This is a genomic window from Dethiothermospora halolimnae, from assembly GCF_037577855.1.
In the GTDB taxonomy this organism is placed as follows: Bacteria; Bacillota; Clostridia; order Tissierellales; family VENL01; genus Dethiothermospora; species Dethiothermospora halolimnae.
In genome coordinates, this window is sequence record NZ_JBAKFX010000004.1 from 101,164 (window position 1) to 121,382 (window position 20,219).

Consider the following 20,219-nt stretch of genomic DNA (forward strand, 5'->3'; position numbering starts at 1 on the left):
AAATTAAACCATAGCATCGTCTTTATTTTTTGCAATATATTTACCTTCACCTTGGGGATGATTTTCATCTTTTATATAGGCTGTATATTCATTAAAGAAATGTTTCATTGTACTTATAACCGGATTTGGGGCAGTTTGACCGAGGCCACATAAAGAACCATCCTTTACCATATAGGATAATTGTTTTAATGCATCTAAATCCGCCATGGTACCTTTACCACTGGTTATTTTATTTAGTAGCTCATATAATCTTTTATTTCCTATGCGGCAGGGAGTACATCTGCCACAGGATTCATCCATTGTGAACTCAAGATAAAACTTAGAGATATCAACCATATTATCGGTTTCATCCATAACTATCATTCCACCGGAGCCCATCATGGAACCAATAGCTGTTAAACTATCATAATCTATTGGAGTATCAAGTTCATTTTCAGTTAAAACTCCTCCCGAGGGACCGCCGGTTTGTACTGCTTTAAATTTCTTACCCCCTGGGATACCTCCCCCTATATCAAATATTATTTCCCTAAGGGTAGTACCCATGGGAACTTCAACAAGACCAACATTATTTACTTTTCCAGCAAGGGCAAAAACCTTAGTGCCTTTACTATTTTCCGTACCTATAGATGAGAACCATTTATGTCCCTTGTTGATGATAACTGGTATATTAGCAAAGGTTTCTACATTATTTACACAGGTGGGGTGACCCCAATAGCCTTCTTGGGCAGGATAGGGAGGTTTATAATTTGGTTCTCCCCTTTTTCCTTCACAGGAATTAATAAGGGCAGTTTCTTCTCCACAAACAAAGGCTCCAGCACCATATTTAATATCAATATCAAAGCTAAAGTCTGAATCAAAGATATTTTCACCTAATAAACCTAGTTCCCTAGCCTGTTTAATAGCTTTATTAAGCCTAGATATTGCAAGGGGGTATTCAGCCCGTATATAAATAATACCCTTATCAGCGCCAATGGCATAGGCACCAATAGCCATAGCCTCTAAAACACTATGGGGATCCCCCTCTAAAATACTTCTATCCATAAATGCACCTGGATCCCCCTCGTCTGCATTACAAACCATAAACTTCACATCACTGTCCTGTTTTTTCGTGATCTCCCATTTAACTCCCGTGGGGAAACCACCACCACCTCGACCCCTAAGACCTGATTTTTTAATAATATCTATAACTTTATCCCTTGACATTTCAGTAAGGGATTTACCTAAGGCTTTATAACCATCCATAGCTATATATTCATATATATCTTCTGGATTTATTAAACCACAATTTCTTAAAGCAATACGGAGTTGTTTTTTATAAAAGGACATATCTTCATGTTTTGTTACTACTGTTTTCTCTAGGGGGTCTTTATATAAGAGTCTTTCCACCTTTCTTCCCTTTATAATATGTTCATCAACAATATCCTTAGCATCCTTAGGACCAACCCTAACATAAAAAACATTATCCGGTTCTATTTTTACAATGGGGCCCTGTTCACAAAATCCGAAGCAACCGGTTTCTATAACCTTAACTTCATCACCATAACCTCTAGCTTTTAATATAAGATTTAAATTTTTAATAACTTTTCCACTATCACTTGCCAAACAGCCGGTACCACCACATACCAATATATTAGAACGGGTTACACTCATTTAAATTCACCTCCGTTAAAAGTATTATTTTCTATAAGTATTTAAGATATCATCTAAATCTTCTTCCTTTACCCTTCCATAAACTTTATCATCAACCATGACAACTGGGGCTAAGCCACAGGCTCCTACACATCGTACATCCCTTAGGGTGAATAATCCATCTTCAGTAATTTCATTAGCTTCAATATTAAGTTTTTCTTTAAGTCTTTCAGTAATTTTATCTGCACCCTTTACAAAACAAGCAGTTCCCATACATACACTAATGGTATGTTTTCCCCTAGGTTTAGTAGTAAAATAGGAATAAAAGCTTACCACACCAAAAACTTCAGCTCCAGGTATACCGAGTTTTCTAGCAACATAAAGTTGAACATCCCTTGGAAGGTAACCAAAAATATTTTGAGCTTTATGTAAAATAGCAATTAAAGCGCCCTTGGTGGTTTCCATACTGTCTATAAACTTATTAAGTTCATCAAATTTTTCTTTAGGTAAGTCGTCATTTACAGGTGCTGTAACACTAATTGATTGGGGTTTTGTCATGAGTAAAACCTCCTTTCTAAAAAAATAATATTTAATTTATTGATTATAATATTTTGAAATAATTAAAGGAGTTATTGTCAAATATTAGTATGTACTTAAAGGATGTTTTTTATTTAGTATAGATAATGAATAATAAAAATAAAATTTGAAAAAAACTGTTGACAAAGATGAAGTATAATATTATAATTTTAAAAAAGAAAAATAACTGACAAATATTTTAAATTCTGTGAATGGAAAGAGTAAGTAAAACTTGAAGTTATAGAGAGTCGGGGATGGTGGAATCCTGATATGGATTGTTTACTGAATGGTTCCATGAGAAGCAGTGGGAAATCTTAAGAGAGTATCACTTGCCGTAGGTCTTACGTTACAAAGACAGGGTATCGATATAGCATAGACTATTTTCTGTACCTGTATAAGAGAGATAGAAAAATACTATCTAAATTAGGTGGCAACGGGATAACAACATTTCGTCCTATAATAGGGGGAAGTGTTTTTTTTATACCATCAAATTTTTAGTTCCATGAGATTTATAATCTTATAACTAATTGGTTACAACGGGATTTCCAGTCCTGAAATTGATTAGTCACAAGGGGATTTGTAATCCCCAAATTGGCTGGTTGCAGGGGGATTCGTAATCCCTAAATTGGTTGGTTGCAGGGGGATTCGTAATCCCCCTGCTTACAGTATTTCACTATTTAACAAGGGTGGCAACGGGGAATGTAAGCATTTCCTCCCTATTATAGGGAGGAAGTGCTTTTTTTGTACCAAAAATTATAAAGAAAGTAGGTAGATAAAATGATTAATAAAAAAATGTCAACAGAATTTGGAAGGTTTGGAGGTCAATTTGTACCAGAAACACTAAAAGGTCCCCTTTTAGAACTTGAAGAGGAGTTTATAAAGGCAATGGAGGATGAGGACTTTAAAAAAGAGTATAGATATTATGTGAAAGAGTATTCAGGACGTCCCACACCATTATATTTTGCAGAAAATTTAACTAAAGAATTAGGAGGAGGAAAAATATATTTAAAAAGGGAAGATCTTAATCATACTGGAGCCCATAAAATAAATAATGTTATAGGTCAGATTTTATTAGCAAAGAGAATGAATAAAAAAAGAATTATAGCTGAAACTGGAGCAGGACAGCATGGGGTTGCAACGGCTACAGCATGTGCTAAATTCGATTTACAATGTGAAATTTATATGGGGGAAGAGGATATGAAACGCCAATCATTAAATGTATTTAAAATGAAGATGCTAGGAGCTAAGGTGAACCCAGTATCATCAGGAACTAAAACATTAAAGGATGCAGTAGATGAAGCAATAAAAGATTGGGTTAAAAATGTAGATAGTACCTTCTATTTAATAGGCTCAGTTGTTGGTCCCCACCCATATCCAACAATGGTAAGGGATTTTCAAAGAATTATTGGAGATGAAGTAAAGGGACAAATAATTGAGAAAGAAGGAAGGTTCCCTAATTATCTAGTGGCCTGTGTAGGGGGAGGAAGTAATGCAATGGGATTATTTTATCCATTTTATAAAGAAGAGAATGTAAAAATATATGGAGTAGAAGCAGGGGGCCTTGGAGTTGATAGTGATAAACATGCGGCAACTATTACTAAGGGAAGTATAGGAGTTATCCATGGTATGATGACATATTTACTTCAAGATGATGATGGTCATATAACGCCTGTACATTCTATATCTCCTGGTCTTGATTATCCTGGAGTAGGTCCTGAACATGCATATTTTCATTTAACCAAAAGGGGAAAGTATGAAAGTATAACTGATAAGGAAGCAGTAGAAGCCTTTAAACTGTTAACTGAAACAGAGGGAATCATACCAGCTATTGAAAGTTCCCATGCTATTGGATATCTTAAAAAATTAGCACCTAAAACTAAAAAAGATGATATTATTGTTGTTAATTTATCAGGAAGGGGGGATAAGGATATTAATACTATTAGAGAATTTATAGAATGATTTTCTTAGTCTAGGTTTTGCCCCACTATTATATGGCAATAATATGTAAAAAGAAAGATAAACTAAAAGACTATAAATTATAGTCTTTTTTTTATATAATAGTAAATACAGTTATATAGAAATAATATTACACACTGAGCTTTATAATCTGTTCAGTGGGTATTAGTCATAAAGGTTTTTAGAAAATTAGAGTATTAACAAATGAAAGGAGTATTTTATGAATTACTTAGAAGGATTGAATGAAAGGCAAAAAGAGGCAGTTACCACGACGGATGGTCCCCTTTTAGTTCTCGCAGGGGCAGGGAGTGGAAAAACTAGAGTTTTAACCCATAGAATTGCCTATATAATAGAAGAAAAGAATGTGGAGCCGGAGAATATACTTGCCATAACCTTTACCAATAAAGCAGCCAATGAAATGAAGGAAAGGGTAGAAAGGATTTTAAAGGGAAGAATTGGTCATATGTGGATGGGAACCTTCCACTCAATATGTGTAAGAATATTAAGGCGGGATATAGATAAAATAGACTATAATAGAAACTTTGTTATATTTGATACAGCGGATCAGAAAACCCTTATAACCGATTGCATTAAGGAATTAAATTTAGATAAAAAAATGTATGATCCAAAGACGATGCTAAACTTTATAAGTGGCCAAAAGGATAAATTGATTAAACCAGAATCGTACATAAAGGATAATTATAGTGACTTTAGAAAAAGACAACAAGGGGAAATATATGAACTATATCAGAAAAAATTAAAGGAAAATAATGCCCTTGATTTTGATGACCTTATTAATAAGACAATAGATTTATTTAAAGACTATCCAGAGGTTTTAGATTATTATCAAAGAAAGTTTAAATATATACTAGTTGATGAGTATCAGGATACCAATAGGGCTCAATATATTTTAGTAAGGTTACTTGCTAAACTTCATAAAAATATATGTGCCGTTGGCGATAGTGACCAGTCGATCTATGGGTGGCGTGGAGCTGATATAAGGAATATAAATGACTTTGAAAAGGACTACGACAATGCAAAGATTATAAAGCTTGAGCAAAATTATCGTTCAACTAAAAATATCTTAGATGCTGCCAACTATGTTATAAAAAATAATATGGATAGAAAGGCTAAAAAGTTATGGACATCCCAGGAATCAGGTAGCCTTATAAAGCAGTTTAAAGGTTATGATGAAAGGGATGAAGCAAGTTATATTATAAAGAACATAAATAAAATAAAGAAAGAAGAAGAATATGGTTTCTCCGACTTTGCAGTTCTTTATAGAACCAATGCCCAGTCCCGTGTACTAGAGGAAGCATTAATGAAGGCAAATATACCCTATAAGATTGTCGGGGGTCTTAAGTTCTATGATAGGAAGGAAATAAAGGATATTATTGCCTATTTAAGGCTTATACAAAATCCAGTGGATAATATTAGTCTAAAAAGAATAATAAATGTTCCTAAAAGGGGAATAGGAAAAAGAACATTAGAAAAAATAGAAGAAAAGAGCCTTAGTCAAGGGGAAAGCATGTATAGTATTATACTAGATGTTGATGAAATGGATAATCTATCCCATAGGGCTAAATCAAAAATAAAGGATTTTTCCTCTATGATAGGAAAGTTTATAGCCATGAAGGAACTTATAGAAGTAAAGGAACTTATAGAAAATGTAATAGATTCCACAGGATATGTTAGGGAACTTGAAAAGGATGATTCCGTTGAAGCCAGAACAAGAGTGGAAAATATAAAAGAGTTTCTATCGGTGGCAATAGACTTTCAAGCTAATAATGACGATAATAATCTAGAGGAGTTTTTAGCCAATATATCACTAATGTCCGATGTGGATAAAACCGATGAAGATTTAGATAATGCAGTTACTTTAATGACCCTTCATAGTGCCAAGGGCCTTGAATATCCAGTTGTATTTTTAACGGGAATGGAAGAGGGGCTATTCCCAACTTCGAGGGCACTAGATAGTGAAGCCGATTTAGAAGAAGAAAGAAGACTTTGTTATGTGGGAATAACTAGAGCGGAAAGGATACTTCATATGACAAATGCAATAACTAGAACCATATATGGTAGAACAAATTATAATACCCCATCAAGGTTTTTAGAAGAAGTACCATCAAACTTAGTTGAAGAAGGGAATAAATCCAGTGGTAATAAAATTGGTGGAATGAAGCCTAAAAGACAGCTAAAGGATTTCATGAAGGAATATGCAGTTACTGCAAAGGCAGAAAAGAAGAATACAACTACTGGAGATAGTGTTAAATCTGGTACAAAGATAAGACATAAAACATGGGGAGAAGGCACAGTGGTTCAAATAAATGGAACTGGGGATAACACGGAACTAACGGTGGCCTTTGCCAGTAAAGGAATAAAGAAGATAATGCTTTCCTATGCGCCGGTGGAAATTTTAAAATAATTGAGAATTGACAGTGGACAATTGACAGTTAAGGTGATTTTACTCACTCTGTTCGTAAAAGATTATAATTTTAAATCGGCTTCAGCCGATTTATACCTTAACTGTCAATTGTCAATTGTCCACTGTCAATTTTTAAAAAAAAGGGATGGTGAAACAATGGATAGAATGAGGGAACTTATAGATAAGATAAACGAGTTAAATTACTATTACTACACCCTTGATGATCCTAAGGTTAGTGATAAGGAGTATGATAGGTTATATGATGAGCTTTTAGAGCTTGAAGAGGAAACGGGAACTGTTATGGAGGACTCTCCAACCCAGAGGGTTGGTGGGGAACCCCTTGATAAGTTTGAAAAACATAGACATTTAGGTAGGCTTTGGAGTCTTGATAAAAGCCAGAGTATAGAAGAGTTAAGGGAATGGAACAATCGTGTTAAGAGACTTATTAGTCAACATAATACATCTAATGAAGAAAAGTTACCAGAACCTACATATATATTAGAATATAAATTTGATGGGTTGACTATAAACCTAACCTATGAAAATGGAAAGTTAGTCCAAGGGGCAACTAGGGGAAATGGAGTAGTGGGTGAAGCTATAATTCCCCAGATTAAAACCATAAAGTCTATCCCTTTAACTATAGATTTTGATGGTACTATAGAAGTGCAAGGAGAAGGGGTAATGCCCTTATCTGTTTTAGAAGAATATAATAAGAAGGCAGACGAACCCCTTAAAAATGCAAGAAATGCAGCGGCAGGAGCCCTTAGAAACCTTGATCCTAAGGTTACTGCAAAGAGAAATCTATCGGCATACTTTTATAATGTAGGATATATAGAGGGAAAGGAATTTGAAACCCACTTAGAAATGATGGAATTTTTAAAGGAAAATAGATTGCCTGTATTTAAATACATAAAATCATTTAATAATATAGAAGATTTAATAGAACAAATAGAAGTGTTAAATGAAGAAAGAAAAAAATTAGATGTATTAACCGATGGATTAGTTATAAAAATAAATGATATGAGAACAAGGGAAGTCTTAGGATATACTCAAAAATTCCCTAGATGGGCAATAGCATATAAGTTTGAAGCGGAAGAGGTTACAACAAAACTTAATAAAATAAATTGGAATGTGGGAAGAACAGGGAAAGTTACCCCAACAGCAGAACTTGAACCAGTGGATATAGGGGGAGTGACTGTAAAGCGGGCTACACTAAATAACTGGGATGATATCCAAAGAAAAAATGTAAAAGTAGGTTCTAGGGTATGGATAAGAAGATCCAATGATGTTATACCAGAGATAATGGGAACAGTGAATGAAAGTTGTGGAGATTGTAAAGATATAGAGAAACCTGAAGAGTGTCCCTATTGTGGTAGTGAACTTATAAGGGATGGAGTACATATATTTTGTCCCAATTCATTATCCTGTAAGCCTCAACTGGTATCAAGACTTGTCCATTATGGTAGTAGAGATGCAATGAACATAGAGGGATTTAGTGAAAAAACAGCTATACAATTATTTGATGAATTGGATTTAAAAAATATACCTGAGCTTTATGAACTTAAATTTGATGATCTAGTTAAATTAGATAGATTTGGAGAAAAAAAGGCTCAAAATTTATTAGATGCAATAGAAAAAAGTAAGGATTGTACCCTAGACGCATTTATATATGCCCTTGGCATACCCAATGTAGGCAAGAAGACAGCGACAGACTTGGCTAATAAATATAAATCATTGGATAATCTATTAAAAGCTTCAAAGGAAGAGCTAGTTGATATTCCCGATATTGGAGAGATTGTAGCAGATAGTATAATAGAGTTTGTAAATGATGAAAAAATATTAGATAGTATAGAAAAGTTACTAGATGAAGGGGTTAAACCAACTTACCATGAAGAAGAGACGATAGATGAGGAAACAATATTTACTGATAAAAAAGTAGTGGTAACAGGAACAATAGAAGGGATAAGTAGAAAGGAAGCAAAGGAAATAATCAAAAGACTAGGTGGTAAAGTAACGGGAAGTGTAAGTAAAAATACCGACCTTGTTGTAGTGGGGGAAAATCCCGGTTCTAAAGCTGATAGGGCAAGGGATCTAGGAATTAGGATAATTGATGGTGATGAGTTTAGAAGTATGGTTGAAGGTATAGAATAATATAAAAAATAGGAATTTACCTCTGGGTAAATTCCTATTTTAAAATTTATTATTAGATTTATAATATCAATAGCAAGAAGAGGGGATTTTAATTATGGAAAGGGAGTACTACTCTATTATAAAAGAACTTTCGAGAATTCATATTGTTCCGTATCATAAATGGAATAATAAAGCAAAAAAAATTATAAAGGATTTATTGGGAGATATTCCATATTTTATAACTCCCAATGGGAGTATATTCATAGGGGAAGAATGTGAGGAAAATATTAAAAGTAACAAAATATGTTTACAGGCCCATTTAGATCATCCGGGGGGAAGACTATATTATAGTAAGCAACAAAATTATATGTATTGTAAATTTTATGGGCAAAGTAGCTGTCAGAAACTAATAGGTAGAAAATTTGGGGCTTTTACATTGGGAGAAAGTAAGTCAATTAATAATCTAGAAGTGGAACATTGTAACAAGAATTCAAATGATTATATAACTTTGTTTTTTAAACCTAATAAAGAGATTATGAAAGAATATGAATCAGGGGATCTGGTTATCCATTATAATTCCTCCTTAGTAGTAGATGAAAGTATAAAAAACTGGAATTTAGATGATATATTAAATAGTGCTTTGATTATATATCTTTTGAAGGATAAAAAATATAGAGGACATTATGGTCTCTTAACCATAAATGAAGAAGTTGACCACAGTGGTATATATGAATTTTTAAATATAACTATAGACAAAAATCTTTACTTTATATCAATGGACACCATATATGATGAAAGCAATATCAATAATGATTTCGGCATAAGAATTAAACAAGGAAGGGTTAAACTAGATAAGTTTATACCTAATAATTTTAAGAATAACATTAATGAAAAATATAAAGGTAAAATCCCTTTTGGAGAAAGTGAAGCTATAACTTTGACTAAGGAAAATGCAAGCAATATAGGTTTATTTGTCAAGATAAAAAACTTTCACAATGGAATTCCCTTTAAGAAATTTCAAGAGGAAGAAATTCATATAGAAGTATTTAATGAGTATATTAATTTTGTAAAATATATTGTTGATAGTATGGATATGTACTTAACTTTAGAAAGGCTTAAGTTTTTTAAAGTTAGTAAAGACAAGTTAAAAATAAATATTAGAAATTACTGCAATGATATTAGAGATATAATATTAGAATGTAGAGATTACACTGACTACTTAATAAAAGGCGCTCAGAATATAAGTGATATTTTTTCAAAATATAACTTAAATATACCAAATATGAACAACCATATATTTTATAACTGCAAGAAAAACTTAGAAAACAAAGAAATTATGGAAATAGACAAGATGGAGGTTGAGGAAATAGTAGGATATTTGTTAGACAATATTTCTAATTTATTTGATATAGAGAAAGATGATCTCTTTAACTATATTAAGGATATAGATATATCACAAATAATATTGGGAAATTTTAATGCTTGTAATATATTTCATCCTAGACCTATGATTATACTATCTAATGACCAAATCAGAGGAGAGGATATAGAAAGGGTTATGACCCATGAACTAACCCATTATATTACGAGAAATATATGGAGGGGTATAAACCTGCCAGGTATCGCTAAAACTTATTATGATGAGGGATTAGCTATATATATATCGGCTAAAAAATGCAAACTAACTATTAGAGAAGCACTAACTTTAAAAGAAGATGAATATGTTAAATATATGGGAAATATAGAAAAGTTAAGAGAATGGTTTTTAGACTATTTAAGAGGTAATAATGTAAGTTTCTATAAGGGAAATATACATGAATATTTTATAGAAAAGCAAGTTCCCCACCCATTCTATGCAAATACAAAAGAAATGCCCCGTTATGGATATTTTCTAGGGGCATTAGAGACTAAAAGGATGATTGAAGGAGGGAATTATTATGAAAAATTGTTATGTAAGTAATTATTTAAATATAATTTCCCTAAAAAATACAAGCTTATTATTTAATGGTTTCAGTGGCTCTGTAGATGAAGTCTCTAAGGATTTAGGAGATTTTTTAAAAAATAATAAAAGAATAAAAAAGCAAAATGATATTTTAGAAGAAGAAATTAACTTCTTGATGAATCGGGGACATTTAACTAGCTTATCAAAGGAACAGGAAATAGAAAAATTTAAAGAGTTTGCTAAAAGAGTGGATGATTACAATATGAAAGTATATGCAAAACGAGGAAAATTAATGCTTCTTTTGACCTATGATTGTAATTTAGATTGTTATTATTGCTATCAAAATTCAATAAGAAAAGAAAAAAATAATAAGTTAATGACAAAAGATTTAGTAAATCAATTATTTAACGATTATTATTATCAATTATTTAGAGATGTAGATAAGGGTAACGTGGATATAATATTATATGGAGGGGAACCTCTTTTGAAAAAAAATAGGGAAGTTGTAGAAAGAGCATTAGAATATTCTAAAAAATACTCTAGCAATGTAGCGGCAATATCTAATTGTACGGAACTAGAGCACTATATAGATCTACTGGGACCCTTACCGGGTATGATTAACTTTATACAAGTGTCAATCGATGGTGATAGAAAAAGTCACAATGAAACTAGAAGCACTAAAAAAGGTAGATTTACATTTGATACTATATTGAGGAATATACATATAATGCTTGATAAGAAAGTTAAAGTAAATATACGGATAAATATACAACCTAAAAATTTTCAAAATCTTGATGTCTTATATGATTTACTGGAACAGGAAGAAATATTAGATCACCCATATTCCTATGTGTATGTAAATAATTTAAGAAATAATTTTGGACAAGTAAGAAATATTGATTTTGAAAATGATAAAAAAGTATTAGAGTTATTGGAAAAAATGAATACTAAAGACAAAATAAAGCATCCTATAAGAAGGCGAGCAGATGAAGTATCATATACTATAAAAACGAAAAAAAATATGCCATTTAAAAAAACTAGATTTTGTATGAAAAACATACCGAATAATTACATAGTAGACCCATACGGTGATATTTATGGATGTTATGAAGAAGCCGGCAGGAGTAGACTAAAAATAGGTTCTTTAAGAAATGGAGAATTAAAGAAAACCCTCAATAAGGAAATATACTTACAAAGAAATATTATAAACATTAAAAAGTGCTTAGGATGTTCGGTAGCTTTACTCTGCGGTGGAGAATGTGATGTTAAAGTAAGAGAAAAAAATATAGATATAAAATCCTATTGTAACTCTAGAAAAAAAGAAATTCACCAAGGAATAAAAAATTTTTATACAAAAGGGGGAGACTTTACAACTGATTATTTAAATACTTTATTTCCCAATCTGTAAAAAAGGTATAATACTACATTCTATGAGAGATGTTTACACAACAGAAGTAATAATGTATTATATTTTATAGAACCTATAAAAAATAGAGGAGAAGGGAGAATTGAGAGAGGAGAGTTAGTTGAAAGTCGGTTTCGCTGGTTTGTCTATATCTCTTTACTCTAAATTCTCCACTATAAAAAGATAAGGAGGATGAAAGAATGATATCGAAAGATGATGTAAAGCATGTTGCTAAGCTTTCTAAGCTTAAGTTTAATGATGAAGAAATAGAAGATTTTACAGAAAAATTTAAATCAGTAGTAGAATATATAGATAAGTTAAAAGAAGTTGATACAGAAGGTGTGGAACCTACATATCACGTTCTTCCTATAAAAAATGTTATGAGGGAAGATGAAGTTCATGAATCCCTATCTAGGGATAAGGTTTTATCCAATGCCACTAATAGTGAAAATGGATATATAAAGATACCAAAGGTTCTTAAATAAACAAAGAAAAGAGGTGAAAAAAATGGATGTTACAACAATGACTATCCATGAATTAAGGGATAAAATAAGAAATAAAGAAATAAGTTCCTATGAATTAGTAGAAAGCTTTTTTAATAAAATAGAAAAAACTGATGAAAAATTAGGTAGTTTTATATCATTAAATAAAGAAAAAGCATTAAAGAAAGCTAAAATAATAGATAAAAAACTAGAAAATGGAGAAGAACTTGGAGACTTAGCAGGAATACCTATTGCCATAAAGGATAATATTGTGGTTGAAGGATTAAAAAATACATGTGGCTCTGAACTTTTAGAAAATTTTGTATCCCCATATGATGCCACAGTTATAAAAAGATTAAAGGCTGAAGGAGCTATAATAATAGGTAAAACCAATATGGATGAGTTTGCAATGGGTTCATCAACTGAAACATCAGCATATAAGATTACAAAAAATCCATGGGATTTAGATAGGGTTCCAGGGGGATCAAGTGGAGGTTCAGCAGCAGCAGTTTCAGCTAACCAAATACCATTTGCCCTAGGTTCATCAACAGGAGGATCGATAAGACAGCCTGCAAGCTTTTGTGGAGTAGTTGGATTTAAGCCTACATACGGTTTAGTATCAAGATATGGTCTTGTGGCCTTTGCATCTTCCCTTGATCAAATAGGGCCCATTACAAAGGATGTGGAGGATTGTGCCATTGCCCTTAATAGTTTAGTGGGATATGATAAAATGGATTCCACATCTATAGACAGGGAAAAGATTGATTATAAAAAGGCCCTTATAAATGATATAAAGGGACTTAAGGTAGCATTGCCTAAGGAATACTTTGATGAAAGAATAGATAAGAAAATTAAAGAAAAGGTATATGATGCAGTAAAAGTACTGGAAGAATTAGGGGCAGAGGTAAGTGAAGTAAGTCTTCCCCATACAGAATATGCACTACCGGCATATTACATACTGGCACCATCAGAAGCTAGTTCAAATCTAGCTAGATTTGATGGTATTAGATATGGAAAAAGAGCGGAAAATTATGAATCAACGGAAGATATATTTATAAATACAAGAAGTGAAGGATTTGGAGAAGAGGTAAAAAGAAGAATTATGGTAGGAACCTATGCATTATCATCGGGATATTATGATGCATATTATGACAAAGCCCAAAGAGTAAGAACATTGATAAAAAGAGATTTTGACAAAGTATTTGAAGAATACGATGTTATTTTATCACCTACCACCCCAACACCACCATTTAAGATAGGGGAAAAGGTAGATGACCCGGTATCTATGTATCTATCAGATTTATTAACTGTATCTGTAAACTTAGCTGGAATATGTGCCATGTCTATGCCCTGTGGGTATGTAAATGATTTACCAGTAGGCCTTCAAATAATAGGGAATGCCTTTGAAGAAGAAAAGGTGCTAAGGGTTGGATATACTTATGAAAAGAATGACAAAATAAAAGAGAAAACACCTGAAATAGGAGGTGAGGTAAATGGGTTATAAAACTATAGTTGGTTTAGAGATACATTCAGAACTTATGACAAAATCAAAAATATTTTGTGGCTGTTCCACAGAATTTGGCTCAGACGTAAATACAAACTGTTGTCCAATATGTCTAGGTATGCCAGGAGCATTACCGGTTTTAAATAAACGGGTTGTAGAGTTTGGTATAAAGGCAGGACTTGCCTTTAATTGTGAAATATCGGAAAGAACTAAAATGGATAGAAAAAACTATTTTTATCCTGACTTAGTAAAGGGATATCAAATATCCCAATATGATATGCCCCTATGTAAAGAGGGATATATAGAAATAGAGACAGATAAGGGACCTAAAAAAATAGAGATAGAGAGAATACACATTGAGGAAGATACAGGTAAATCTATCCACTCAGGTATCGGTGATTCTCTTCTAGACTATAATAGAGCAGGGGTACCCCTTATAGAGATAGTATCTAGACCTGATATGAACTCTGCAGAGGAGACAAAGCAGTTTTTAGAAAAGCTAAAGGCTGTTCTTCAATATATAGAGGTTTCAGACTGTAGAATGGAAGAAGGTTCTTTAAGATGTGATGTAAATGTAAATGTGGTTGATGAAGAAACTGGAAATAAAACTACAATAACTGAGCTTAAAAACCTAAATTCCTTCAGTGCAGCTGTTAAGGCTATAGAGTATGAAGAGAAAAGGCATATAGCTTTATTAAAAGAAGGAAAAGATACAAAAAGGGAAACAAGAAGATGGGATGAAATGAAAAATGAAACTATAGTTATGAGATTAAAGGAAAGTGTATCAGACTATAGATATTTCCCAGAACCAGATATAGTTGAAATGAATATTCATAGAGACTGGGTAAATAAAATAAAGGGAGATTTACCAGAGCTTCCCCATGCAAGAAGGGAAAGATTTATTAAAGAATATGATCTTCCTGAATATGATGCAGGGGTTCTTACTGACTCTAAGAAACTTGCGGACTTCTACGAAGAAACTGTTAAATTAGCAAATGACCCCAAGTCAGTTAGTAACTGGATAATGGGTGATATGTTAAGAAGACTTAAAGATGAAGGGTTAGAAATTCATGAAATAAGATTTACGTCAAAGGATTTAGCCGATTTAATAAAATTAATTGATACAGGGAAGATAAGCAATAAAGTAGGTAAAAAAGTATTTAGAACCATGTTTGAAGAAGGAAAGGATCCAAACACCATAGTAAAGGAAAAGGGGCTTACCCAAATAAGTGATGAAGGGGAGATTAGAAAGATGGTACAAGAAGTAATCGATAATAATCCCCAATCTATAGACGATTACAATAATGGAAAAGATAGAGCTTTAGGGTTTTTGGTAGGTCAAGTTATGAAGGCATCAAGGGGGAAAGCTAACCCGCAAATGGTTAATAAACTATTACGGGAAATGATAAAATAGAATCGTTTATATATATTACACAAAAGACAACCCTATAGGGTTGTCTTTTTAGTTAATATTTTTTAAAAAGATAGTTTATTTATTAACTAACAAAGTATAATTATACAATTAATTGCATAAACAAATAGTAATGTTTAAAGGGAAAAAAGGGTGACCTGTTATGATATAGAGACTACAGATAATTATTACAAATATTTAAAAGTATATTTAATGTTTAACTATTGAATTTTTCGACAAATTATTGTATTATAATAAAGTAACCAAAAAAGTAGATAACTGTCGGCAAAGAAAAGATACTTTATTGTTCTGTAAAGAAAAATAGAATATGTGATTTTTTTGCATAAATAAACAGGAAATTTACTTTCTATTATATGTAAAAAATAGACAAGCCTTCTAACAACACTTATTTTAAGAATCACACTTTAAATTACACTAGTTTATACAATATTGTTTTAACTTCACTTTTAATACAATAAATAAATATTTAAATTAGTCTTTATATATTTCAATAATTTATATACCCGATTGTTTTAGAGATATTCTAAAATATATTTCAGGTTATTAATTTTGAAATTTCAAAAAATTCACTTGTACTTGTATTATTAGACCAGTTTAAGGAGGTGAACTGACTAAAGGTACTGGCATTATTGTTTATTCAAATTAATTGAAAATTCATAACAGAAGATTTTATGGAGGTGTTTATTTAATGGGAAGATATGTTCTTAAAAGAATCATTTATATGCTTATTGTTATATGGGCAATTGCAACAATAACATTCTTTTTAATGCATGCAATTCCAGGAGATCCATTTTCAAGTGATAGGGGAACTCCACCAGAAGTATTAGAAAACTTAAGAGCTAAGTATGGACTTGATAAACCATTAATTCAACAGTATGGAAGGTTTTTAAAGAATTTACTACATGGAGATTTAGGTTTATCCCTTAAGTACAAAACAAGAACTGTTAACAAGATGTTATCTGACGGATTACCAGCTTCAGCTAAAATAGGTGTAATTTCTATGGCGCTGGGAGTTTTTGCAGGGGTAACATTAGGTGTTATAGCAGCACTTAATAATAAAGGATTTTTTGATTATTTTGTAATTATATTAGTTGTTATTGGTATTTCGGTACCTAGTTTCGTATTTGCGTCATTATACCAATATTTCTTTGCAGTAAAATGGGAGATACTCCCTGTTGCCGGTTGGGAAGGTCCGAGCTATATGGTATTACCAATAATATCATTGGCCACAGGATATATAGCAAGTTATGCAAGATATATGAAGACATCAATGATAGAAGTTATGGGTTCAGACTATGTTGTTACTGCTAAATCAAAGGGATTATCCCACTTTACAGTTATAGTTAAACACGTTATTAGAAATGCCAGTGTACCAATTATAACGTTCTTTGGACCAACTCTTGCGGGAGCTGTTGTAGGTTCATTCGTTATAGAGAGTATATTTGCTGTTCCTGGTATAGGTAAGTACTTTGTTGATAGTGTTCAACAATATGACTATACAATGATACTTGGTACAACCCTATTTACTTCAATAGTAGTAGTTGTAGGTTACTTTATAAGTGATATGCTTTATGGAGTAGTAGATCCAAGAATTAGAATAGACAAGTAGGGAGGGGTAAAAAAATGGCTGAATTAAAAAAAGAACAATTTAAAACTATAGGTAAAGACTTATCTAAAGCTCAAACTATAAATAGACCAAGTATGACATATTGGCAAGATGCTTGGAGAAGACTTAAAGGTAATAAGATGTCAATGATATCCTTAACGATATTACTTCTTTTAACAATAATGGCATTTGTAGGACCATTCATGAATGAATTTGAGTTTAATAAAGGTGATTTATTATTAGGTAATACTGAACCAAACTCAACTTACTGGTTTGGTACCGATGAAATAGGTAGAGACCTTTGGACTAGAGTATGGAAAGGTGCTAGGGTTTCCCTTCTTATAGGTTTTACCGTTGCCTTTATTAATATTATATTAGGTATACTATACGGTGGTATTTCAGGATATATAGGTGGAAGAACCGATATGATCATGATGCGTTTCTGTGAGATATTAGGTTCTATACCATATCTAATCAGGGTTATAATGCTTATGACTGTTTTAGGTTCAGGAATTAAAACCATAATTATTGCCATGACTTTAACCGGTTGGGTAGGAGCTGCCCGTATGGTTAGGGGTCAGGTTTTACAGCTTAAAGAAATGGAATATGTTATGGCTGCCAAAACCCTTGGTTCAGATACAGGAAGAATAATATTAAAGCACTTAGTTCCAAATACAATGGGGGTATTAATAGTATCTGTGACATTTAGAATACCTGGAGCGATATTTGGAGAGGCTTTCTTAAGTTATATAGGTATGGGTATTCCAGTACCAAAGGCCAGTTTAGGTTCCCTGTCTCAAGCGGGTACTCAAATGTTACTGGTTCATCCTTATCAGTTGGTATTCCCAGCCTTAGTAATAAGTATATTAATGCTTTCATTTACATTGTTCGGTGATGGTCTAAGAGATGCACTAGATCCTAAATTAAGACAGTAAGGAGGGGAATAAATTGGCTAAAGATAACAGTAAAGTCTTATTAGATGTAAAAGATTTAAGAGTTTCCTTTGACACATACGCAGGGGAAGTTCAAGCGGTTAGGGGAACAAACTTCTATGTAAATAAAGGAGAGGCATTAGGTATAGTTGGAGAGTCAGGATGTGGTAAATCGGTTACAGTTAAATCACTACTGAAGCTAATACCTATGCCACCGGGAAGAATAAAAACAGGTAGTGCAATGTTTAACGGTAAAGACCTAGTAAAGATGTCGGATAAAAAATTAGAATCTATTCGTGGTAGTGAAATAAGTATGATATTCCAGGATCCAATGACATCTCTTAACCCAACTATGAAAGTTGGTAAGCAGATAATGGAAGGGTTAATAAAACACCAAAAGATGAGTAAAAAAGAGGCTAAGGAAAGGGCAATAGAAATGCTTAGGTTAGTTGGTATTCCAACTCCGGAAAAACGTGTTGACCAATATCCCCACGAATTTAGTGGTGGTATGAGACAAAGGGGTATGATAGCCATAGCCCTTGCATGTAATCCAAAGTTGTTGGTGGCAGATGAGCCAACTACAGCCCTTGACGTTACAATACAGGCCCAGATATTAGACCTTATGAAGGACTTACAGGATAAAATGAATACATCTATTATAATGATTACCCATGACCTTGGTGTTATAGCAGATATAGCCCAAAGAGTTGTTGTTATGTATGGTGGTCTTATAATGGAAGAGGGAACTGTTGATGATATATACTATAATCCGCAACATCCATATACATGGGGATTATTAAAGTCAGTTCCAAGATTAGACAACAAGAAAAAAGAGAGACTAGTTCCAATAGAAGGTACACCTCCGGACTTATTCTCTCCACCAAAGGGATGTCCATTTGCGGATAGATGTGAATATGCTATGCCAATATGTAAAGAAGAAATGCCAGAAAAAACATCAATTACAGACTTACATGCAGTAAGTTGTTGGTTACAGCATGACATGGCTCCTGACGTTAAAAACCCTGTAACAGAAGGGAGGAAAAAATAATGGCAACAAAAGACTTATCAAAGGCTAAGAATCTTTTAGAAATAAGGGATCTTAAAAAATATTTCCAAGTAGGAAAAGGACAAACACTAAAGGCTGTTGATGGTATTACCTTCTCAATTAAAAAGGGAGAAACAGTAGGTCTTGTTGGAGAGTCTGGATGTGGTAAAACCACTGCAGGTAGAACTTTAATAAGACTATATGAAGCAACCGGTGGAGAAGTAATATTTGATGGAATGAATGTTCATAAATTAGATAAAAAAGGATTAAAGGACTTTACAAGAAGAGCACAAATGATATATCAGGACCCTTATGCATCATTAAATCCTCGTATGACAGTTGGGGATATAATAGCAGAGGGATTAGATATACATGGATTATATAAAGATAATAAAGAGAGAATGAAAAAGGTATATGATATACTTCAAATAGTTGGACTAAACAAGGAACATGCTAATAGATTTCCCCATGAATTTAGTGGAGGACAAAGACAACGTGTAGGAGTTGCTAGAGCCCTTGTATTAGAACCGGACTTTATAGTGTGTGATGAACCAATATCAGCTCTGGATGTGTCTATACAGGCTCAGGTGGTCAACTTACTTGAAGACTTACAAAAAGAAATGGGATTAACATATCTGTTTATCGCCCATGACTTAAGTATGGTTAAGCATATATCCGATAGGATAGCTGTTATGTATTTAGGATCAATGATGGAGTTAACATCAAGTAATGCTCTTTATGAAGAACCATTACATCCATATACAAAGGCACTTTTATCTGCTATACCTATTCCAGATCCTGAGATAGAAAGAACTAGAGAGAGGGAAATATTAAAGGGAGATGTACCAAGTCCTATAAATACACCTCCAGGATGTAAGTTCCAAAATAGATGTAAATATGCTACAGATATATGTAGAAAAGAAGCACCAGTTTTAAAAGAAGTTAAACCAGAACATTATGTGGCATGCCATCTAGTTAAATAAGAAGGAAGAAAAAAAGAACAAAGTGGCCTTTAGCCACTTTGTTCTTTTTTTTGTAGGGACAAGGCATGCCTTGTCCAGTGATGGAACATAAACTATGATACTGAAAAGTAGAGGAGAATTCATTCTCCGGATTCTTTTGATGAAGAAGAAATGGGAAGTTATAAAAATTGTA

The 20,219-nt window shown here is 32.7% G+C and carries 14 protein-coding genes and 1 other annotated feature; of the genes, 12 read left to right on the forward strand and 2 right to left on the reverse strand.

All coding sequences use genetic code 11. The annotated features are described in order from the left end of the window. Window positions 1-3 precede the first annotated feature (3 nt). Complete coding sequence (nuoF, locus tag V6137_RS02790; RefSeq protein ID WP_425446361.1) at window positions 4-1,650, reverse strand: NADH-quinone oxidoreductase subunit NuoF; 1,647 nt, start codon at window positions 1,648-1,650, stop codon at window positions 4-6. 24 nt (window positions 1,651-1,674) lie between these two features. Further along, window positions 1,675-2,187 carry an NADH-quinone oxidoreductase subunit NuoE family protein gene (locus V6137_RS02795; RefSeq protein WP_425446362.1) on the reverse strand — a complete coding sequence of 171 codons (513 nt, stop codon included), beginning with the start codon at window positions 2,185-2,187 and terminating at the stop codon, window positions 1,675-1,677. Window positions 2,188-2,404: 217 nt separating this feature from the next. After that, window positions 2,405-2,665, forward strand: a binding site (T-box leader). Window positions 2,666-2,982: 317 nt separating this feature from the next. Between V6137_RS02795 and trpB the strand changes: the two genes are divergently transcribed. The 12 genes from trpB (at window position 2,983) to V6137_RS02855 (ending at window position 20,047) form a co-directional block, all read left to right on the forward strand. Beyond that, entirely contained in the window at window positions 2,983-4,164 is a 1,182-nt protein-coding gene (trpB, locus tag V6137_RS02800) for a tryptophan synthase subunit beta (RefSeq protein WP_425446363.1), read from the forward strand. 217 nt (window positions 4,165-4,381) lie between these two features. Next, on the forward strand, window positions 4,382-6,586 hold the full coding sequence (gene pcrA / locus V6137_RS02805; protein WP_425446364.1) for a DNA helicase PcrA: 2,205 nt from the start codon (window positions 4,382-4,384) through the stop codon (window positions 6,584-6,586). Window positions 6,587-6,742: 156 nt separating this feature from the next. Then, window positions 6,743-8,737, forward strand: a complete 1,995-nt coding sequence (gene ligA / locus V6137_RS02810) for an NAD-dependent DNA ligase LigA (protein ID WP_425446365.1) — start codon at window positions 6,743-6,745, stop codon at window positions 8,735-8,737. Window positions 8,738-8,831: 94 nt separating this feature from the next. Next, entirely contained in the window at window positions 8,832-10,676 is a 1,845-nt protein-coding gene (locus V6137_RS02815) for a hypothetical protein (protein ID WP_425446366.1), read from the forward strand. Next, complete coding sequence (locus tag V6137_RS02820) at window positions 10,654-12,066, forward strand: radical SAM protein (protein WP_425446367.1); 1,413 nt, start codon at window positions 10,654-10,656, stop codon at window positions 12,064-12,066. The genes V6137_RS02815 and V6137_RS02820 overlap by 23 nt, the downstream gene beginning before the upstream one ends. 197 nt (window positions 12,067-12,263) lie before the next feature. Continuing rightward, window positions 12,264-12,548 carry an Asp-tRNA(Asn)/Glu-tRNA(Gln) amidotransferase subunit GatC gene (gene gatC, locus V6137_RS02825; RefSeq protein WP_425446368.1) on the forward strand — a complete coding sequence of 95 codons (285 nt, stop codon included), beginning with the start codon at window positions 12,264-12,266 and terminating at the stop codon, window positions 12,546-12,548. 22 nt (window positions 12,549-12,570) lie between these two features. Continuing rightward, the gene (gene gatA / locus V6137_RS02830; RefSeq protein ID WP_425446369.1) at window positions 12,571-14,049 is read left to right on the forward strand and encodes an Asp-tRNA(Asn)/Glu-tRNA(Gln) amidotransferase subunit GatA; all 1,479 of its coding nucleotides are present in this window, start codon (window positions 12,571-12,573) and stop codon (window positions 14,047-14,049) included. Then, window positions 14,039-15,463 carry an Asp-tRNA(Asn)/Glu-tRNA(Gln) amidotransferase subunit GatB gene (gene gatB, locus V6137_RS02835; protein ID WP_425446370.1) on the forward strand — a complete coding sequence of 475 codons (1,425 nt, stop codon included), beginning with the start codon at window positions 14,039-14,041 and terminating at the stop codon, window positions 15,461-15,463. The genes gatA and gatB overlap by 11 nt, the downstream gene beginning before the upstream one ends. 706 nt (window positions 15,464-16,169) lie before the next feature. Next, entirely contained in the window at window positions 16,170-17,090 is a 921-nt protein-coding gene (locus V6137_RS02840; RefSeq protein ID WP_425446371.1) for an ABC transporter permease, read from the forward strand. A 14-nt stretch (window positions 17,091-17,104) separates the two neighbouring features. After that, the gene (locus V6137_RS02845) at window positions 17,105-18,022 is read left to right on the forward strand and encodes an ABC transporter permease (RefSeq protein WP_425446372.1); all 918 of its coding nucleotides are present in this window, start codon (window positions 17,105-17,107) and stop codon (window positions 18,020-18,022) included. 13 nt (window positions 18,023-18,035) lie between these two features. Beyond that, complete coding sequence (locus tag V6137_RS02850) at window positions 18,036-19,067, forward strand: ABC transporter ATP-binding protein (RefSeq protein WP_425446373.1); 1,032 nt, start codon at window positions 18,036-18,038, stop codon at window positions 19,065-19,067. Continuing rightward, a complete protein-coding gene (locus tag V6137_RS02855) occupies window positions 19,067-20,047 on the forward strand; it encodes an ABC transporter ATP-binding protein (protein WP_425446374.1) in 981 nt (326 codons plus the stop codon). The genes V6137_RS02850 and V6137_RS02855 overlap by 1 nt, the downstream gene beginning before the upstream one ends. Window positions 20,048-20,219 lie beyond the last annotated feature (172 nt).

Bases quoted from the DNA above. Each gene is read 5' to 3' on its own strand.
- V6137_RS02815 (WP_425446366.1), top strand. From the start codon at position 8,832: ATGGAAAGGGAGTACTACTCTATTATAAAAGAACTTTCGAGAATTCAT.
- V6137_RS02840 (WP_425446371.1), top strand. From the start codon at position 16,170: ATGGGAAGATATGTTCTTAAAAGAATCATTTATATGCTTATTGTTATA.
- trpB (WP_425446363.1), top strand. From the start codon at position 2,983: ATGATTAATAAAAAAATGTCAACAGAATTTGGAAGGTTTGGAGGTCAA.
- V6137_RS02820 (WP_425446367.1), top strand. From the start codon at position 10,654: ATGAAAAATTGTTATGTAAGTAATTATTTAAATATAATTTCCCTAAAA.
- nuoF (WP_425446361.1), bottom strand. From the start codon at position 1,650: ATGAGTGTAACCCGTTCTAATATATTGGTATGTGGTGGTACCGGCTGT.
- pcrA (WP_425446364.1), top strand. From the start codon at position 4,382: ATGAATTACTTAGAAGGATTGAATGAAAGGCAAAAAGAGGCAGTTACC.
- gatA (WP_425446369.1), top strand. From the start codon at position 12,571: ATGGATGTTACAACAATGACTATCCATGAATTAAGGGATAAAATAAGA.
- V6137_RS02795 (WP_425446362.1), bottom strand. From the start codon at position 2,187: ATGACAAAACCCCAATCAATTAGTGTTACAGCACCTGTAAATGACGAC.
- ligA (WP_425446365.1), top strand. From the start codon at position 6,743: ATGGATAGAATGAGGGAACTTATAGATAAGATAAACGAGTTAAATTAC.
- gatC (WP_425446368.1), top strand. From the start codon at position 12,264: ATGATATCGAAAGATGATGTAAAGCATGTTGCTAAGCTTTCTAAGCTT.
- gatB (WP_425446370.1), top strand. From the start codon at position 14,039: ATGGGTTATAAAACTATAGTTGGTTTAGAGATACATTCAGAACTTATG.
- V6137_RS02845 (WP_425446372.1), top strand. From the start codon at position 17,105: ATGGCTGAATTAAAAAAAGAACAATTTAAAACTATAGGTAAAGACTTA.
- V6137_RS02855 (WP_425446374.1), top strand. From the start codon at position 19,067: ATGGCAACAAAAGACTTATCAAAGGCTAAGAATCTTTTAGAAATAAGG.